Below are 16,952 nucleotides of genomic sequence, written 5' to 3' on the forward strand. Positions count from 1 at the left end.
AACGCGGTCGCGTCAGCAGACCTTGGCAGTTGCGCCAGGCTGGCTGGCGACCACCCAGGAGTTCTCGTTCTTCGTCCACTGGAAGCTCACGGAGTAAGGGCCCACGCCGACGCCGTTGATCCCTGTCTCGTCCCACGAGTGACCGAACTTGGCGAAGCCGTACACGGTCTTGCACTTGCCCGACTTCTTGAAGCTGATCACCTGCTGCCCTCGAGCAGAGTTGATGGCTACGCCAATCCCGGAGCCGTCGCATCCCGTCCGCGTGGCCTTGTCCTGGAACCGGTAGCCCACTCCCGATGCGTTGGCGTCGGCGGCGTTGGCAACGGTCCACGACTTGCCGCCGGAGTACATCACGGTCAGCGAGTAGCCCGTCAGCAGCAGCCCCTTGTTGAAGCTCGTCCCGAAACCGTCGTTGCCGCCGAGATTCCTCCACCCGCACGTGGAGGACATGCCGTCGTTCTTGTACGACTCGTTGACCCACTTCCACTTGCTGATCGCGTAGTAGCGCGCCGCTTGGCGGTCCCAGTAGATGCTCGGCGGAGTCACCTTGACCGCTGAGTTCGAGCTCCTGAGATGCGCGCCTCGGTCGCCGGCGGTCCCGTGGTCGATACGGACAAGACAGAGCTTCGAGGCGAGTGACCTGTCGATGGCCCGCTCCGAGAATCCGCGGGCGGTCAAGCGCGCCACGAGGCCATCGACGACCGTGGCCCCCCTCGTGGCGGGAGGCGAGTCGCAGGCGCCACGCGCACTGTCGGGCGCTGCCGAGTGCGCCGGCACGGCCACCAGAGTCATCGCTACGCAGCTAGCAGTCGCGGCGGCAGCCTGAACAAGCTTGAGGCAGATACGCATGTGCATCCTTCCGAGAGAGGACACGTCATGGGTCCCGTCGGGGCGACCCTGGGGCGCGGCACTGGAACGGCAGTCTTGGTCGGGGGGTCCCAGCGTGTCAAGCATCCGAGCCAGGCCGCTCAGCCCTTCGGAGGCTGGGCCCGCGCGGTGGCGCCGCCGCGCTCGACCCAGGCCAGGAGCTCGGCCTCGGGGCCCAGCACCTCGGGGCCGACTCGGAGCCAGGCCGCGCCGACCGCCTGAGGGTCGCGGCCGCAGGTCAGCTCCCGACGGTGGCGTCCTCGTTGCGGGTGCTGATGAAGAGGTCGGTCGTCAGCTGGATGTGAGCCGTGATCAGGCGGTCGCAGGCGTCGGCGTCGCGGGCGACGGCCGCCTCGGCGATCATCCGGTGCTCGCCCTCGACGTCGCGGGGAGAGCTCACCTCGCCGGCGCGCGACCAGCAGCGGTAGACGTCGAAGATCGAGCGGAGCTTGGCGGCCACGTCGGTGAGGTAGGGGTTGCCGCAGCCCTGGAGCAGGACCAGGTGGAAGCGGTCATGCAGGGTCATCCACTCCTGGTTGAGGTCGCCGTCGACGTAGCGCGGTGTGCGTGCCAGCGCGTGGTGCGCGGCGACGACGTCGGACTCCCAGGAGACGTCCCCGACGCCGGTCGCCTGGCGCAGGACCATGGTCTCGATCGCGATCCGGGCGCGGGTGAGCTGCTCGAGGTCCTCCACCGAGACCGACACGACGCGGTAGCCGAGCTGGGACTCCGAGGTGGCCAGCCCCTGCTCGACGAGGCGGGGCAGCACCTCGCGCAGCACGCCGGTGCTGACCTGGTAGCGCTCACCGAGGTCGGCGAAGCCGAGCTTGGACCCGGGCTCGACGTGGCCGTTGAGGATGTCGTTGCGCAGTCGCAGCATCGTCGCATCCGCGCGGGTGAGGCCGGTGGTCCGAGGCATACGAGCATTCAAACGGTTTGCGGCAAACGGGTCAAGTTTCGAAATTCTCTTGACATGTCCTAACGCCTGGGTGTTTCGTGATCGGCGTCACTCCGATGGCCGCCGACGACCGGGGCCAGTGGCACCGACGACCAGGAGGGCCCATGCGCCTCGCATCCAAGCTCGGCCGAGCAGTGTTGGTCTCCCCCGACGGGGAGCGCTGCATCGACGTCGCCAAGGCCAGCTCCGGCCGTTTCGGGCCGGCGGCCCTGACGGCGTACGACGAGTGGGACGCGTTCACCGCGTGGGCCGCGAACGCCGCGCTCGACTACGCCACCGACGGGGAGCCGCTCCTGCTGGAGGAGGTCGAGGCGCCCTCGCCGACGCCGCGCCAGGTCTTCGCCATCGGCCTCAACTACCGCTCGCACGCCGACGAGTCGGGCTTCGCCTACCCCGAGGAGCCGCCGACGTTCACCAAGTTCGTGTCCAGCTTCAGCGGCCCCGTCACCGAGCTGCGCCTGCCCAACGACACCGTCGACTGGGAGGTCGAGCTGGTCGCCGTGATCGGGCGTACGGCGCAGGGCGTCGCGGCGGCCGACGCCTGGGACCACGTCGCGGGCCTCACCGTCGGCCAGGACTTCTCCGAGCGCACGCTCCAGCTCACCGGCCCGGCGCCGCAGTTCTCGCTCGGCAAGTCCTACCCCGGCTTCGCGCCCCAGGGTCCGTGGCTGGTCACGCCCGACGAGCTGGACGACCCCACGGACCTCGAGCTCACGTGCACCCTCAACGGCGAGCAGGTCCAGGGCGGCAGCACCGAGCAGATGATCTTCTCCGTCGCCGAGCTGGTCCACCGGCTCTCGGCCGTGACGACCCTGATGCCCGGCGACGTCATCTTCACCGGCACGCCGGCGGGCGTCGGCGGTGGCCGGACCCCGAAGTGGTTCCTCAAGCCCGGGGACGTCGTCGTCTCGACGATCGAGGGCATCGGCAGCCTCTCCCAGACCTGCGTCTCGGCCTGAGGAGGGCGCGACATGCCACTGCACCGTCTGACCAGCATCACCATCGGCGTGCCCGACGTGGAGGAGACGGCGGCCTACTACGAGGACTTCGGGCTCCTGCGCACCCCCGGTGGCGGGTTCGCGACCGCCGACGGTGGCGAGCAGATGCGCCTGACCCACTCGCCCCAGCGACGGCTGCTCGAGGTGGGCGTCGGCGTCGACGACCGCGACGACCTCGACCGCGTCGTGCGCCAGCTCGGCGCGCTGGACCTCGAGGTCGACGACCAGGGCGACCGCGTGGTCACCCGCGAGCCCATCGCCGGCATCGTCGCCACGGTCTCGATCGCCGAGCACCTGGCGCAGGCCAGCGAGCCCACGCCGTACAACTACCCGGGCAACCAGGAGCGGTCCGACGGTCGGGCCCCGGGCCTCGACCGGGAGGGCCCCGTCCGTCCGCGCAAGCTGGGACACCTGGTGATCGGCTCGACCGACGCGGACGCCACCCAGAAGTTCTTCACCGACGGTCTCGGCTTCAAGATCTCCGACGAGGTGCGCGGGCTGGCGGCGTTCATGCGCTGCACGACCGACCACCACAACGTGCTGGTCCAGAAGGCGCCGATCAACTACCTCCACCACACGTCCTGGCAGGTCGACGACGTGGACGAGATCGGCCGCGGCGCGATGGCGATGCTCGAGAAGGACCCCGGCCGTCACGTCTGGGGCCTGGGCCGCCACTACGTCGGCTCCAACTTCTTCTGGTACCTCAAGGACCCGGCCGGCAACTTCTCGGAGTACTACTCCGACCTCGACTGCATCGTCGACGACGAGCTGTGGGAGCCCGGCGTCTACGAGGGCGCCCGCGGCCTCTACGCGTGGGGCCCTCCGCCCCCGCCCTCCTTCCTGGCGCCCGAGGACCTCGGCGCGCTGATGACCGGCACCCACGCCTCCCGCTGACGGCTCGACAGGAGCGCTCATGAACGGCGTCATCACCGTGGCCCCCACCGGGCCCATCGCCACCACGGCGGACAACCCCCACGTCCCCACGCAGCCCGAGGAGATCGCGGCGGCCGTCGAGTCCGCCTACCACCAGGGCGCGGCAGTCGCCCACCTGCACTTCCGCGACGCCGAGCAGCGACCGACGGCCGACCTCGACATCGCCCGCCGTACGGTCGATCTGGTCCGGGAGCGCTGCCCGATCCTGATCCAGGTCAGCACCGGCGTCGGGCCTGCCGCCCCCTTCGAGGAGCGCGCCAGACTGGTCGAGCTGGCCCCCGAGATGGCCACGCTCAACCCGTGCTCGATGTCCTTCGGCCGGGTCACCTTCGACAACCCGCCCGAGGGCGTCGACCGTCTCGCGGCCCGGATGATGGAGCTGGGCGTCCAGCCGGAGCTCGAGCTCTACGACACCGGTCACCTCGACGCCGCGCTGCGGTTGCGCGACCGCGGCCTGATCCCCGAGCGGCTCCAGGTCAGCCTGGTGCTGGGCGTGATGGGCGGCATGGCGCCCACCGCCGCCAACCTGGTGATGATGCTCGACCGGCTGCCCGAGGGCACGGTCTGGCAGGTGGTGGCCATCGGCCGCGCCAACCTGATGCTCAGCGCCATGGCGGCCGCCCTGGGCGGCAACGTCCGGGCGGGCATGGAGGACACGCTCTACCTCCGCAAGGGCGAGCAGGTCCCCTCCAACGACGCCCTCGTCTCCCGAGCCGCCGGCCTCCTCGCCGCCGTGGACCGGGGCGTGGCCACGGTGGACGAGACGCGGCACCTCATCCTCGGTGAGGGCTGAGCCGTGAGCGCTCCCGTCACCCTGCGAGGGGTCAGCAAGCACTTCGGCGGCGTCCGCGCCGTCCACGACGTCGACCTCGAGGTCGCCGCCGGCTCCGCGGTCGCGGTCATCGGACCCAACGGGGCCGGCAAGAGCACGATCCTCAAGCTGATCAGCGGCACCCACCGCCCCACCACCGGTGAGATCACCGTCGGCGAGCACCGCGTCGACCGGCTGCCGGGATGGGCGCTGGCCCGCCGTGGTGTCGGTGTCGCCAGCCAGATCCCGCGACCGTTCCGCGACCTGACGGTCCGGCAGAACGTCTCGGTGGCGACCCAGGCGGCCCGGCGTGGCGCCGACGTGGACGAGGTGCTCGCCCGCACCGGCCTGACCCGTCACGCCGCCCGTCCCGCCGGCTCCCTCGGGGTGCTGGACCTCAAGCGGCTCGAGGTGGCGCGTGCGCTCGGCTGCGCGCCGGACGTCGTCCTGCTCGACGAGATCGCGGCCGGGCTCGTGGGAAGGGAGCTCGACGAGGCCATCGAGCTGGTCCGCAGCGTCCACGCGAGCGGCATCACGACGATCCTCGTGGAGCACGTCGAGGCCGTGGTGCGTTCCCTCGCGGAGCGCGTCGTCGTCATGAACTGGGGCGAGGTCCTGGCCGACGGCACGCCGGCCGAGATCGCCGCCGACGAGCGGGTCCGCGAGATCTACCTCGGCGAGGCGGCTCCGGCCGCCGCCGCGGCTCGCGCCGACGACCGGCCGGCCGCCCCGCCGCTCCTCAGCGTCAGCGGACTGCGCGCGGGCTACGGACGCCAGGCCGCGCTGCACGGCGTGGACCTGGAGATCGGCGAGGGCGAGGTGATCGCGGTCCTGGGCGCCAACGGCGCCGGCAAGAGCACGCTCTGCGCGGCGATCAGCGGCGTCGTGCCCGCCTTCGGCGGCTCCATCCGGATGGCCGGCACCGAGCTCGTCGACGCCCCCTCCTACCGGCGCAACCGCGCGGGGATCGCGCACTGCATGGAGGGCCGCCGCCTCTTCGTGGACCTCACCGTCCGCGAGAACCTCGTGCTGGGGGCACCCTCCTCGCTGCCCCTCGTGGAGGTGCAGAGCCGGATCGACGCCCTCGTGGAGACCTTCCCGCCGGTCGGCGACAAGCTCGCCTCCCTGGCCGGGTCGCTCAGCGGCGGCCAGCAGCAGATGGTCGCCGTGGCGCGGGCCCTGATGTCGGGTCCCCGCCTGCTCGTCTGCGACGAGGTGTCGCTCGGTCTCGCGCCCAAGGTCGTCGACGAGCTGTACGCCGCGCTCCGCGACGTGCACGCGCTCGGCACCGCCATCCTCCTCGTCGAGCAGAACGTCTCGCGCTGCCTCGACCTCGCGGACCGCGCCTACGTGCTCAACCGCGGCCGCATCAGCTTCTCGGGAGACCCCCACCATCTCGGCGACCAGAACGCCCTCGACGCGGCGTACTTCGGCACCAGCGAGGACGTCCCGTCCGAGCTCCAACAAGGAAGTGTCTGACATGCGCGGAACCACCTCACGGACCACCCGACGCACCACCCGACAGGCCTCCCTGGTGGCCCTCACGCTGGGAGCCGCGATGACGCTGGCCTCCTGTGGGGACCCCGCGGGCTCGGCCGCCGACAGCGACGGGCCGATCGTCATCGGCACCTCGCTGTCCATGACCGGCGCCTTCGGTGGCATCGGCCAGCTGCAGAAGGCCGGCTACGACCTCGCGGTCCAGACCCTCAACGACGCCGGCGGGGTCGACGTCGACGGCACCAAGCGCGAGGTCGAGCTGGTCGTCAAGGACAACCAGAGCGACCCCAACCTGGCCGGGCAGCAGGCCCGCGAGCTGGTGCTGAAGGACGAGGTGACCGCCCTGCTCGGCCCCTGCACGCCGCCGATCACGATCCCCGTGGTGCAGGTGGCCGAGGCGCAGAAGGTCCCGATGATCACCACCTGCAACCCGACGGGTGCGTTCACGTCGTTCTCGGAGACCGGCGTGAAGTACAGCTGGGACATGTTCTTCAGTGAGGAGGACCAGGCCGCCACGGTCTACGGGGCCTTCGACGAGATCGAGAGCAACAAGAAGGTCGCGCTCTTCACCGACACCGAGCCCGACGGCGTGATCGAGCGCAAGCTCTACCAGAAGGCTGCCGAGGCGGCCGGCTACGACGTCGTCGGGGACTACACCTTCTCGGTCGGCACCACGGACTTCTCCAGCTTCATCGAGGACGCCAAGGACAAGGGCGCCCAGCTCGTCGTCTCCCAGATGATCCCGCCCGACGGCATCGCCCTGTGGAAGCAGATGAAGGCGCTGCAGCTCGAGCCCGTCGCGGCGTTCTCGGCCAAGGCCGCGACCGCCGGCACCTGGTGGGAGGCCCTGGGCGACACCGCCGAGGGCACCCTGACCGAGGGCTTCTGGGCCCCGTCGGAGGGGGGCGTCATGACCGACGAGATCGAGAAGGCCTTCGGTGCCAGCATGCCGACGCTGCCGGACCGCGGCATCGCCGTCGCGTCGCTCTCGGCCGCCTACGTGCTGCTCCAGGCGATCGGCGAGGCCGAGGACGCCTCGTCCGACGCCATCAACGACGCCATCGAGGCCATCGACATCGAGACCCCCATCGGCCAGGTGGCCTTCGGGGACGACCACACCGTCGCCACCGACTACCTCGTGCTGCAGTGGGCCGACGGCGACGCCGCGCAGGTCTTCCCGGCGAGCGACACCCCCGTGTCGGCGCCGGCCGCCGGGCTGCGGTGATCGCATGGATCCCGTGAGCGCACTCGTCCAAGGCCTCCTCATCGGTGGGCTGTACGCCGTCACCGGGCTCGGGCTGACGCTCGTGTTCGGCGTGCTCCGCATGGTCAACCTCGCCCACGGCGAGATGGTGCTGCTCGGCTCCTACCTGTCCTTCGTGGTGTGCGACGTCACCGGGCTGGACCCTCTGCTGACCCTGCCCGTCGTCGCCCTCGGGGGCGCCGTCGGCGGGTGGGCGCTGCACCGCTTCCTGCTGGCGCGGGTCGGCGAGTTCGGGCCGGACCAGCTGCTCGTGGCGACGTTCGGGATCTCGCTGCTGCTCCAGGCGGTCTTCGCGCAGAGCTACGGCTACGACCCGCGGTCGCTCCCGGCGTCCTACTCGGACGCGGGCCTCACCCTCCTGGGGGTGCGGGTCCAGGCCGCCTACGTCGTGGTGCTCGCCGTCGCGGCGGCGGTCACCGCCGCCGTGTGGTGGGCGCTCGAGCGCACGCGCTGGGGAGCCATGGTGCGGGCCTCCGGGAAGGACCCGGTCGTCGCGGGCGCCGTCGGGATCGACGTGCGCCGGCTGCAGGCGGTGGTGTTCGGGGCAGCCACCGGCCTGGCCGCCGTCGGCGGGGTGATGGTGGGCCTGGTCGCCAGCTTCACCCCCGTCAGCGGTCCCTCCTACCTGGTCTTCGGCTTCGCCGTGGTGGTCCTCGGAGGCATCGGGAGCGTCTCGGGCACCTTCGTCGCGGCCATGGCGATCGGTGTCGTGCAGACGGTCAGCACCCAGCTCTTCGGCGGTGGCTACCGCGACTTCATCATCTACGCCGCGTTCCTGCTCGTCCTCGCGCTGCGCCCGCAGGGCCTGTCCCGCAGGGCGGTGGCGGCATGAGCGCGCGCCGCGGGATGGTGGCCGCGCTCGTCCTGGTCGTGGTGCTCGGCGCGCTGGCGGCCGGCGCTACCAACCTGGCGCGCTACACGCTGGACGTCGGCACCACGCTGCTCGTGCTCATCGCGGTCGCGCAGGCGTGGAACCTGCTCGCCGGCTTCTCCCGCCAGTTCTCGCTGGGCGTGAGCGCCTTCGTCGGCACCGGCGCGTACGCCGCGACGCTGGTCATGATCCACCTCGGCAGCGGCCCGCTGACGGCCGTGCTGTGCGGCGCCGTGGCGTCCGCGGTGCTCGCCGTGTGCCTCTCGCCGGCCCTGCTGCGGCTGCGCGGTGACTACCTCACGATCGGCACCCTCGCGGCCGCGCTGGCCGTGCAGGCGTGGGCGGTCAACGCCTCGTCGGTCGGCGGGTCGTCCGGGCTGAACGTCCCGCTCGAGGTCATCCCCGACAACGTCACTCTCTTCCGGCTCGCGGTCCTCGTCGTGCTCGCGTGCTCGCTGGCGACCCTGTGGTTCATGAGCTCGTCGGTGGGCCTGCGGATGTCGGCCGTCGGCCAGGACCCTGACGCCGCGGTCACTCTCGGCGTCAACGTGTGGCGGCTGCGCCTGCTCGCACTGGTGGTCAGCTCGGCGCTGACCGGGGCCGCCGGCTCGGTGGTCGCGCTGCAGCAGGTCCACGTCGAGCCGATCGGCACGCTCGGGCTGACCTGGACGATCGACGCGATCCTGATGACGGTGGTGGGCGGCGCGGGCACGCTGGTCGGCCCGGCGCTCGGCGCGGTCATCATCCACCTCGGGCTCACCCGTCAGCTCGGCGAGAACCCGGTCCTCGGCCTGGTCCTCGAAGGCCTGCTGCTGATCCTGGTGATCCGCTTCGTGCCCCGCGGCATCTGGCCTACCGTCCGTGACGGGGTGGTCCGGCTCGTCCGTCGGCCGCCCCCGCCGCCGCCACCGGCGGAGGTCGAGCCCGTGCCCGTCGAGCCGCGACGCGAACGCGTCTCGTGACCGCCGTACCGTGCGCCGCCGCGCCCCCCACCAGGAGGATCCCATGAGCACCATCCACGATGTCGTCGTCGTCGGCGCCGGGCCCGTCGGCCTCATGACGGCGCAGCTGCTCGGGCGCGCCGGCCACGACGTGGTCGTGCTCGAGCGGTGGCCGGTCGCCTACCCGCGGCCCCGGGCCGTGCACTTCGACCACGAGATCGGCCGCCTCCTCCAGGACGCCGGCGTGGCCGAGGAGGTGGCGGCCACCGTGGAGCCGGTCCGCGACCTGTACGAGTGGCGCGCCGCCGACGGCCGGCCGCTGGTGAAGATCGACTGGTCCATGAACGGGCCGAGCGGCTGGCCCATCGCCAACTTCTTCACCCAGCCCGAGCTGGAGCGCGTGCTGGCCGAGGCCGTCGCCGGCCAGCCGACCGTCGAGCTGCGACGCGGCGCCGAGGTCGTCGGCATCGCCGAGCACGACGACCACGTCGAGGTCAGCGTCGCCGACGGAGCGCCGGTCCGCGCGCGCTACGTCGTCGGGTGCGACGGCGCCAACTCGTTCGTCCGCGAGCACATGAGCACGGGCACGACCGACCTCGGCTTCTACTTCGACTGGCTGATCGTCGACACGATCCCCACCGACGACCGCGAGTGGTCGCCCATGAACTGGCAGCTCTGCGACCCCGCCCGGCCGACGACGATCGTGTCGGGTGGCCCGGGCCGCCGGCGCTGGGAGTTCATGCGGCTGCCGCACGAGGACCCGCAGGCGATGAACAGCGCCGAGACGGCCTGGAGCCTGCTCGGCCCGTGGGGCCGCACCCCCGACAACACGATCCTCGAGCGGCACGCCGTCTACACCTTCCAGGCGCGGTGGGCCGACGAGTGGCGCGAGGGCCGGCTGCTGCTCGCCGGGGACGCCGCGCACCTGATGCCGCCGTTCGCCGGTCAGGGCATGTGCTCGGGGCTGCGCGACGCCGCCAACCTCACCTGGAAGCTCAGCCGGGTGCTGTCGGGCACCACCTCCGACGAGCTCCTCGACACCTACGCCCCCGAGCGCAAGGAGCACCTCCAGCACGCCATCTCGATCTCGGTCGCGCTGGGCCGGATCATCTGCGTCCTTGACCCCGAGGAGGCCCGCGAGCGCGACGAGCGGATGGTGGCCGGCGGGGCCGACCCGGCTGTCGTCATGCCGCCGTTGCCCCCCGAGCGCCTCGGCCCCGGCTGCTGGGACGACGAGCTCACCCCGGAGGCGCTGCGCGGCACGCTCACGCCCCAGTTCACCGTTGAGCGCGACGGCGCTCGCGGCCGGTTCGACGACCTCGTCGGGAGCGGGCTGACCCTGGTCGGCCACCGCACCGACCCGAGGCTCGGACTGGACCCGGCGCAGCAGGCCCACCTGGACGCGCTCGGGGTGACCTGCGTCGTCATCGACGCCGCCGAGGCGCCGGCCGGCCCGACGGTCGCGGTGCGGTCCACGGACGAGTCGCCGGCGGCGTACTTCGGTCTGCACGGGGTCACGGCGCTGCTGGTGCGCCCGGACTTCTACCTCTACGGCGCCGCGGCGTCGAGCGAGGAGATGGGCACACTCGTCGAGCGGCTCACCGCGCAGGTGCTCGTGGAGGGCCAGCTCGTGTGACCTCCACGCTCGGCGGGCCGAGCCCGTCCCGCGCCGACGAGGACCGGCACGACTGGGGCATGCTCGCGCTGGCGTGGCTGCTCTACTTCTCCTTCACCTTCACCGTCGCCTCCCTGTTCCCGATCGTCGGCAGGGTCCGCGAGGACCTGGGCCTCTCGTACGCCGCGATCGGGGTGGTCCTGGGCGGCTGGCAGCTGGTCTACCTGGTGGCGGCCATCCCGGTCGGGATGCTGGTCGACCGCGTCCAGCCCAAGCCGGTGCTCTTCGTCGGCACGCTGCTCGTCGCCGCCTCCCAGCTGTGCCGCAGCTACGCCGACGGCTTCCTCACTCTGTTCCTCTCGGTCGCGCTGCTGGGCCTCGGCGGGCCTGTCATGTCGGTGGGCCTGCCCAAGGTCGTCTCCGAGTGGTTCGCCGGGCGACACCGCCCTCTGGCCGCGGGCATCTACGTCACGGGGGCCCAGATGGGCCACCTGGTCGCGTTGGCCGGCACCAGCCTGGTCGTGGTGCTGGTGGGGGACTGGCGCGTCACGCTCCGGATCTACGCCGCGGTGGTGGTGGTGATCGCGCTGGTGTGGCTGGTCCTCTCCAAGGCCAGCGACCGCACCGGGGCCGAGCCGCCGACTGCCGTCCTGGGCGGCCTGCGCCACGTCGTGCGGATCCCCGCGGTGTGGCTGATCGTGGTCGTGGGGTTCTCGGGGTTCCTGGCCAGCCACGGCTACCGGTCGTGGCTCCCGGAGATGATGGGCAGCAAGGGCATGTCGGCCACCACCGCGGGCCTCGTCGCGGCCGTCCCCGCCCTCTGCGGGCTGTTCGGGAGCATCCTGATCGTCAGGTTCGGCTCCCGGCGCGACCGCCGGTCGACCGTCGTGTGCCTGCTCGCGGTCGTCGGGGCGGCCATGCTCGTCGCGGCGTGGGCGACCGGACCGCTGCTCCTCGTCGCCGTCGCGGCGGAGGGCTTCTGCGCGGCCGCCCTGATGCCGACGATGATGAACGCGCTCATGGACCTGCGCGAGGTCGGTGCGGGACACATGGGCGCCGCCGCCGGCCTCTACTTCACCGTCGGGGAGATGGGCGGCTTCGCCGGGCCGGCGGTCATCGGCGCGATGGTCTCGCTCACCGGCTCGTTCCTGGCGGGGATCCTGGTCCTCTCGCTGGTGATGTGGGCGATGATCGTGCCCGCGTGGCGGCTGCCTGCCTGACCTCAGCCCTTCGGCGGCTGGACCCGCGCGGCGGCGACGCCGCGCTCGACCCAGACTCGGAGCTCGGCCTCGGGGCCCAGCACCTGGGGGCCGACCCGGAGCCAGGGACAGTGTGGCGCGCGGCGCCGACGAGCTGCGAACGTGCTGGAGGAGAACCTGCCGTTCTGGTAGGAGTGCCTCATGAGCCTCGCGACGTACCAGGCGCTGTGCATCGACGCCGTCGACGCAGCACGGATGAGCCACTTCTGGGCCGGCGTGCTCGGCCGCGAGCGCCACGAGCGCGACGACGACACAAGCCCGGTGCGTCTGTCCGGCCCCACCGACCGGCACACGGTCTGGGTCAACCAGGTGCCGCAGCCCGTGACGGTCAAGCAGCGTGTCCACCTCGACGTGCACGCCGGCGGCGTCGACGACGTGCTGGCGCTCGGCGCGACGCCGCGGGACCTGGAGACGTTCGCCTGGAAGGTGCTGGCCGACCCCGAGGGCGGGGAGCTGTGCGTCTTCGAGCGTGAGCCGGTGCCGGCCGAGCGTCTCTACGAGGTCGACGTGGACAGCGTCGAGCCCGAGCGCATCGCCACCTGGTGGGCCGACGTGCTCGGCTCCACGCCGCAGGTGGACGCGGACGAGGGCTGGGTGAGCGTGCCGGTGCCCGCGGCGCCGTTCGCGAGCCTGGTCTTCGCGGCCGTGCCGGAGCCGAAGACGGTCAAGAACCGCATCCACTGGGACCTCGACACGACCGACGTCGGCCTCCTGGTGGGGGCCGGCGCCACGGTCCTGCGCGAGCCCGACGACGACATCTCCTGGACGATCCTCGCCGACCCCGAGGGCAACGAGTTCGTCGCGTTCACGGAGGACTGACGTGGCCGCGCCCGAGGTGGAGGAGCTCCTGGTCCCCGACGCCGGTGCCTGGCGGGCGTGGCTGGAGTCGCACCACGGGGACGCCCCGGGGGTCTGGCTGGTCCTGGACAAGAAGGGCGACACCGTGACCGCCCTGACCTACGCGCAGGCGGTCGAGGAGGCGCTCTGCTTCGGTTGGATCGACGGCCAGGCACGGCGCCGCGAGGAGGGTGGGACGTTCATCCGGATGACCCCGCGCCGGGCCCGCAGCAACTGGTCGGTGAGCAACGTCGAGCGGGTCGAGCGGCTCGACGCGGAGGGCCGGATGCACGCCGCGGGCTGGGCGGCCGTCGAGGTCGCCAGGGCCAACGGCAGCTGGGACGCCGCCGTCGCCGCGCGCGACGCGCGCTGAGAAGACCCGTCTCAGGCGGCCTCTCGCGCCCGGGCCGCGACGAGCACGGTCGGCAGCAGCGAGTCGGCGATGACCGCGTAGCCCGCGCTCGACGGGTGGAAGCGGTCGGCGGAGAAGAGCGTGCGGTCGACGGCGAAGGCCCGCGACGCCCGCTGGTCCTCGTCGGCGACCCGACCCTGCTCACGTCGTACGGCGCTCGCCTGGCGGGTCCGGAGCTCCTCGCCGGCGGCGCGCACGGCGTCGCGCAGGAACGCCGGCACGTGGGGTACGGCGCTGAGGTCCGGGGCCGGCGCCACGACGACCTCGGCACCCGCCGCGCGCAGCCGCCGCACGGCCTGCGCGAGCGCCTCGACCGCCCCGTCGAGCGGCTCCAGGTGGGTCAGGTCGTTGGCCCCGATCACCACGACCGCCAGGTCCGGACCCCAGGGCAGGCAGGAGGCCACCTGGGCAGCCAGGCCGGAGCTGCGCGCGCCGGGGACCGCGAAGACGCGCGAGGTGACGTCGTACCCGTGCGTCGTCAGGCCCTCGACGAGGCGCGGTCCGAGCCGGTCCCGCTCGCGGGCGGCGCCCTGCCCCCACGCGATCGAGTCCCCGAGGACGGCCAGCTTGATGCTCATGCCACCAGGAGACCAGACGCCTGGTGACGGTCGAGGCCGTGCCGCGGGCACGGTCAGGAGATGAGGGCGCCGATGGCGAAGAGTGCCACGACTCCTCCGGCGAGACCTGCGGCCGGCCAGACCCACGACACCCGGCGACGGCGGTCGTGGTCGCGCGCGGCCAGCGCGAACAGCAGGCCCGGGATGCCGAAGATGAGCCAGACCGCCGCGAAGTTGAACCAGCCCACGGCGCTCATGTTGCCCAGCCCGCGGTCTGGCGCGTCGAGGAGACCGGTCAGCACGGCGGACTTCACGACCGCCTCCGCTGCCGGGTAGACCAGCTGCGCGGCGGCGCAGCCCCACAGGGCCATCGACAGCAGGCGGGCAGGGATCCGACGTCCCCACCGCTGCACCGCCGCGAGCGCGACGAGGATGGTCAGGACCCGGAGCACGGTGGCTCCGGCCACGATCCACCCGGTCTCGTCCACCGGGGCGCCGCGCACCAGGTGGTCGAGCACCCAGGCGCCGGTGACGACGAGGCAGAACAGGCCGACGGACCACGCGATCGCCACGGACGGCCAACGGCGCAGCCGAGTCTCGGTCGGCTGCGCCGCCAGAGCTCGCCCGGTGGCTGTCTCGGGGCTGGTGGTCCGGGTGTGTGCCATGGGTCGACGCTAGGGGCGCTCGCGGCGTACGCGCATCGGGGCTGGTCCCCGAGGAAACCCCCAGAGAGCCCCGACCTCAGTCCATGCTGAGCCCCGCCGCCGGTGCCACCCGGGAGGCGCGGCGGGCAGGGAGCAGGCAGGCCAGCAGGCCGGCCGCGCCGGCGACCAGCACCACGATCGCGAGCTGCCCCCAGGGCAGGACGAACGGCGCCGTGTCGATCGTGGGCCGGACCATGGTCTCGACGGCGACCCAGGCGAAGACCACCCCGATCGTCGTGCCCAGGACGGTGGCCACCACCGAGAGCAGCACCGCCTCGGCCGCGAGCATCCGCCGCAGCTGGCGGCGGGTGAGACCGAGCGCGCGCAGCAGCGCGTTCTCCCGGCCGCGCTCGAGGACCGAGAGCCCCAGCGTGTTGCCGATGCCGATCAGCGCGATGAGCACCGCGACCCCGAGCAGCGCCACGACGGCACCGGTGAGGATGTCGAGCTGCAGGTCGACGTAGGCGCGCTGCTCCAGGCCGCTGCCCACCTCGGCCTCGAGCGGGGTGGCGAGCGCGGTGAGGTCGCCGGTCAGGTCCTCCGCGTCGGCGCCGTCGTCGGCGCGCACCCACACCGCGCGGGTCTCGGTGGTGCTCGCCAGGGCGGCGAGGGTGGCCGGAGCCACGACCCCGGCACCGCCCCAGCCCTCGCCGGTGATCACCCGGAGGGTCCGTGACCTCCCACCCACCGTGACGTCCACGCGCGGCCGGTCCGGCGCCACGTCGTAGGGCAGCAGGATCTCGCCCGGTCCGGGGTCCACGGCGTCGTCGTCGTGGGAGACCGAGGCCGCGCCGTCGGGGGTGGCGAGGACGGTCAGCTCGCCGACCCCGCGACCGAGTGTCGCGGTGACGCCCTCGACGGCCACGGCCCGCGCCACGCCGTCGGTCCCGCGCACGTCCCCCAGGAGCGAGGCGGGCAGGCCGCCCTTCACGGCCGTGAGGGTGACGTCCAGGGGGTGCTGCGTCGCCATGTCGTCGTCGACGGCGCTGCGCGAGCTGGCCAGGCCGGTGAGGACGGCGGTCGTGAGCGTGACGCCGATGAGCAGCGACGCGGTCGTCGCCGCCGTGCGGCGCGGGTTGCGTACGGCGTTGCCGGTGGCGAGCCGTCCGGCGGAGCCGAGCAGCCGCCCGGCGGGACGGCCGGCGAGGCGGATCAGCGCGGGGACCAGCACCGGACCCAGCAGCAGCACGCCGGTGAACGTGGCCGCGCCGCCGGCGAGCATGAGGGCGACCACGGAGCCGGAGACGGCGAGCGCCATCGCGGCGACGCCGCCGAGGAGCAGCACGGCGCCGAGCGCGAGGCGCAGCCGGCCCGCCGCGGAGCCGACGTCGACGGACTGGTCGGGACGCAGGGCGGCCAGCGGGCTGACCGACACCACCCGGCGGGTCGGCAGCCACGAGGCCACCAGGGTGACGACGAGCCCCATCACGAACGCGCCGACCAGCCACCGCCACGAGAGCGTGACGTCGCCCAGCGCGGCCCGCGGGGCCAGAGCACGCGCGAGCGCGACGAGTCCGTGGCCGGCCGCGAACCCGGCGAGGAGACCTAGCGCCGAGGACGCGAGACCCAGCAGCAGCGCCTCGACCCGCACCGACCGCAGCACCTGGCGGCGGGTGGCGCCGACACACCTCAGCAGCGCGAAGTCCCTGCTGCGCTGGGCGAAGAGGATCGAGAACGTGTTGGCGATGACGAGCACCGACACGAAGAGCGCGACGGCCGCGAATATCAGCAGCACGTAGGCGAGCACGTTGACGCCCTGGCTCAGCTCGGTGGAGCGGTCGTCGACGAACTCGTCGCGCGGCTGCACCTTCACGCCGGTCATCGCGCTCACGTCGGGCGTGCCGTCGTAGGCGACGCTGTCGACGTAGAGGCTCGAGGCCCACGGCTCCAGGTCGGACCACGAGAGGTAGAGCGACGCGCGGACGCTGGCCGAAGGGCTGTCGACCAGCCCGACGACGGTGACGTCCTCGGCGAGCGCGCCCGACCCGACGCGGAGCCGGTCGCCGACCGCCACGTCCTCGGACTTGGCGGCGTTGGCGTCGGCCACGGCCTCGCCGGGGCCGTCGGGCAGGCGGCCCTCCCGGACCTCCTGCCAGCGCAGGGACGGGTCGTCGGCGACGGCGCCGACGTCGACCTGGCCGTCGACGAGCCGGCTGCCCTCGGAGACGGGCAGGATCGCCCAGCCGAGCACGGCGGCCTTGTCGCCGGAGGTCCTCGCGTCGGCGAGGAGGGTCGCCGCCTCCTCGCCGCTGACGTCGGAGACGACCGTGTCGGCGCCCTCGTAGGGCAGCTCGATCCCGGAGACCAGCCCGTTGCGGGTGGCCGAGGCGAGGGCGTTCGTGACGACGATGAACGCGACGCCGATGACGACGGCGAGCGCCGCGGCGACGTAGCGCCGGGTGTGCGTGCGCAGTGACGCGAGGAGCAC

At 72.8% G+C, this 16,952-nt stretch carries 17 protein-coding genes; 11 read left to right on the forward strand and 6 right to left on the reverse strand.

All coding sequences use genetic code 11. The features are described from left to right. Positions 1-12 precede the first annotated feature (12 nt). Together E4622_RS19035 and E4622_RS19040 are read right to left on the reverse strand one after the other, a co-directional pair. Positions 13-546 carry a hypothetical protein gene (locus E4622_RS19035; RefSeq protein ID WP_134741031.1) on the reverse strand — a complete coding sequence of 178 codons (534 nt, stop codon included), beginning with the start codon at positions 544-546 and terminating at the stop codon, positions 13-15. Between the two features lie 559 nt (positions 547-1,105). After that, a complete protein-coding gene (locus tag E4622_RS19040) occupies positions 1,106-1,786 on the reverse strand; it encodes a GntR family transcriptional regulator (RefSeq protein ID WP_134741032.1) in 681 nt (226 codons plus the stop codon). A gap of 143 nt (positions 1,787-1,929) precedes the next feature. Here E4622_RS19040 and E4622_RS19045 point away from each other — a divergent pair, with 143 nt between their 5' ends. From E4622_RS19045 to E4622_RS19085, 9 genes are read left to right on the forward strand one after another with little or no spacing between them, the layout of a single operon-like run. Next, complete coding sequence (locus tag E4622_RS19045) at positions 1,930-2,784, forward strand: fumarylacetoacetate hydrolase family protein (RefSeq protein WP_134741033.1); 855 nt, start codon at positions 1,930-1,932, stop codon at positions 2,782-2,784. Between the two features lie 12 nt (positions 2,785-2,796). Further along, the gene (locus E4622_RS19050) at positions 2,797-3,717 is read left to right on the forward strand and encodes a VOC family protein (RefSeq protein ID WP_134741034.1); all 921 of its coding nucleotides are present in this window, start codon (positions 2,797-2,799) and stop codon (positions 3,715-3,717) included. Positions 3,718-3,736: 19 nt separating this feature from the next. Beyond that, complete coding sequence (locus tag E4622_RS19055; RefSeq protein WP_134741035.1) at positions 3,737-4,549, forward strand: 3-keto-5-aminohexanoate cleavage protein; 813 nt, start codon at positions 3,737-3,739, stop codon at positions 4,547-4,549. Between the two features lie 3 nt (positions 4,550-4,552). Next, positions 4,553-6,046, forward strand: a complete 1,494-nt coding sequence (locus E4622_RS19060) for an ATP-binding cassette domain-containing protein (protein ID WP_134741036.1) — start codon at positions 4,553-4,555, stop codon at positions 6,044-6,046. A 1-nt stretch (position 6,047) separates the two neighbouring features. After that, on the forward strand, positions 6,048-7,289 hold the full coding sequence (locus E4622_RS19065) for an ABC transporter substrate-binding protein (RefSeq protein WP_134741037.1): 1,242 nt from the start codon (positions 6,048-6,050) through the stop codon (positions 7,287-7,289). A 13-nt stretch (positions 7,290-7,302) separates the two neighbouring features. Next, a complete protein-coding gene (locus tag E4622_RS19070; RefSeq protein WP_167736104.1) occupies positions 7,303-8,160 on the forward strand; it encodes a branched-chain amino acid ABC transporter permease in 858 nt (285 codons plus the stop codon). After that, complete coding sequence (locus E4622_RS19075; protein ID WP_134741039.1) at positions 8,157-9,161, forward strand: branched-chain amino acid ABC transporter permease; 1,005 nt, start codon at positions 8,157-8,159, stop codon at positions 9,159-9,161. The genes E4622_RS19070 and E4622_RS19075 overlap by 4 nt, the downstream gene beginning before the upstream one ends. Before the next feature lie 43 nt (positions 9,162-9,204). Continuing rightward, positions 9,205-10,776 (forward strand): bifunctional 3-(3-hydroxy-phenyl)propionate/3-hydroxycinnamic acid hydroxylase, encoded by a 1,572-nt coding sequence (locus E4622_RS19080; RefSeq protein ID WP_134741040.1) that lies wholly within the window; start codon positions 9,205-9,207, stop codon positions 10,774-10,776. Beyond that, positions 10,773-11,975 carry an MFS transporter gene (locus E4622_RS19085; RefSeq protein WP_134741041.1) on the forward strand — a complete coding sequence of 401 codons (1,203 nt, stop codon included), beginning with the start codon at positions 10,773-10,775 and terminating at the stop codon, positions 11,973-11,975. Before E4622_RS19080 ends, E4622_RS19085 begins: the two co-directional genes overlap by 4 nt. 2 nt (positions 11,976-11,977) lie before the next feature. On the opposite strand, the gene E4622_RS19090 is transcribed toward E4622_RS19085, so the two are convergent. Next, on the reverse strand, positions 11,978-12,157 hold the full coding sequence (locus tag E4622_RS19090) for a hypothetical protein (RefSeq protein WP_134741042.1): 180 nt from the start codon (positions 12,155-12,157) through the stop codon (positions 11,978-11,980). On the opposite strand from E4622_RS19090, the gene E4622_RS19095 reads away from it, so the two are divergent. Next, positions 12,156-12,833 carry a VOC family protein gene (locus tag E4622_RS19095; protein WP_134741043.1) on the forward strand — a complete coding sequence of 226 codons (678 nt, stop codon included), beginning with the start codon at positions 12,156-12,158 and terminating at the stop codon, positions 12,831-12,833. The two genes, E4622_RS19090 and E4622_RS19095, sit on opposite strands and share 2 nt — an antisense overlap. Position 12,834: 1 nt before the next feature. Beyond that, a complete protein-coding gene (locus E4622_RS19100; RefSeq protein ID WP_209021962.1) occupies positions 12,835-13,224 on the forward strand; it encodes a hypothetical protein in 390 nt (129 codons plus the stop codon). A gap of 11 nt (positions 13,225-13,235) precedes the next feature. Here E4622_RS19100 and E4622_RS19105 read toward each other — a convergent pair whose 3' ends face one another. The 3 genes from E4622_RS19105 to E4622_RS19115 form a co-directional block, all read right to left on the reverse strand. Beyond that, positions 13,236-13,841, reverse strand: coding sequence for an SGNH/GDSL hydrolase family protein (locus E4622_RS19105; RefSeq protein WP_134741044.1), 606 nt, complete (start codon positions 13,839-13,841; stop codon positions 13,236-13,238). A gap of 53 nt (positions 13,842-13,894) precedes the next feature. After that, complete coding sequence (locus E4622_RS19110; protein ID WP_134741045.1) at positions 13,895-14,485, reverse strand: hypothetical protein; 591 nt, start codon at positions 14,483-14,485, stop codon at positions 13,895-13,897. Between the two features lie 76 nt (positions 14,486-14,561). Further along, positions 14,562-16,952: an ABC transporter permease gene (locus E4622_RS19115; RefSeq protein ID WP_209021963.1), complete on the reverse strand. Its 2,391-nt coding sequence runs from the start codon at positions 16,950-16,952 to the stop codon at positions 14,562-14,564.

This window comes from Nocardioides sp. 503, assembly GCF_004522095.1.
GTDB lineage: Bacteria > Actinomycetota > Actinomycetes > Propionibacteriales > Nocardioidaceae > Nocardioides.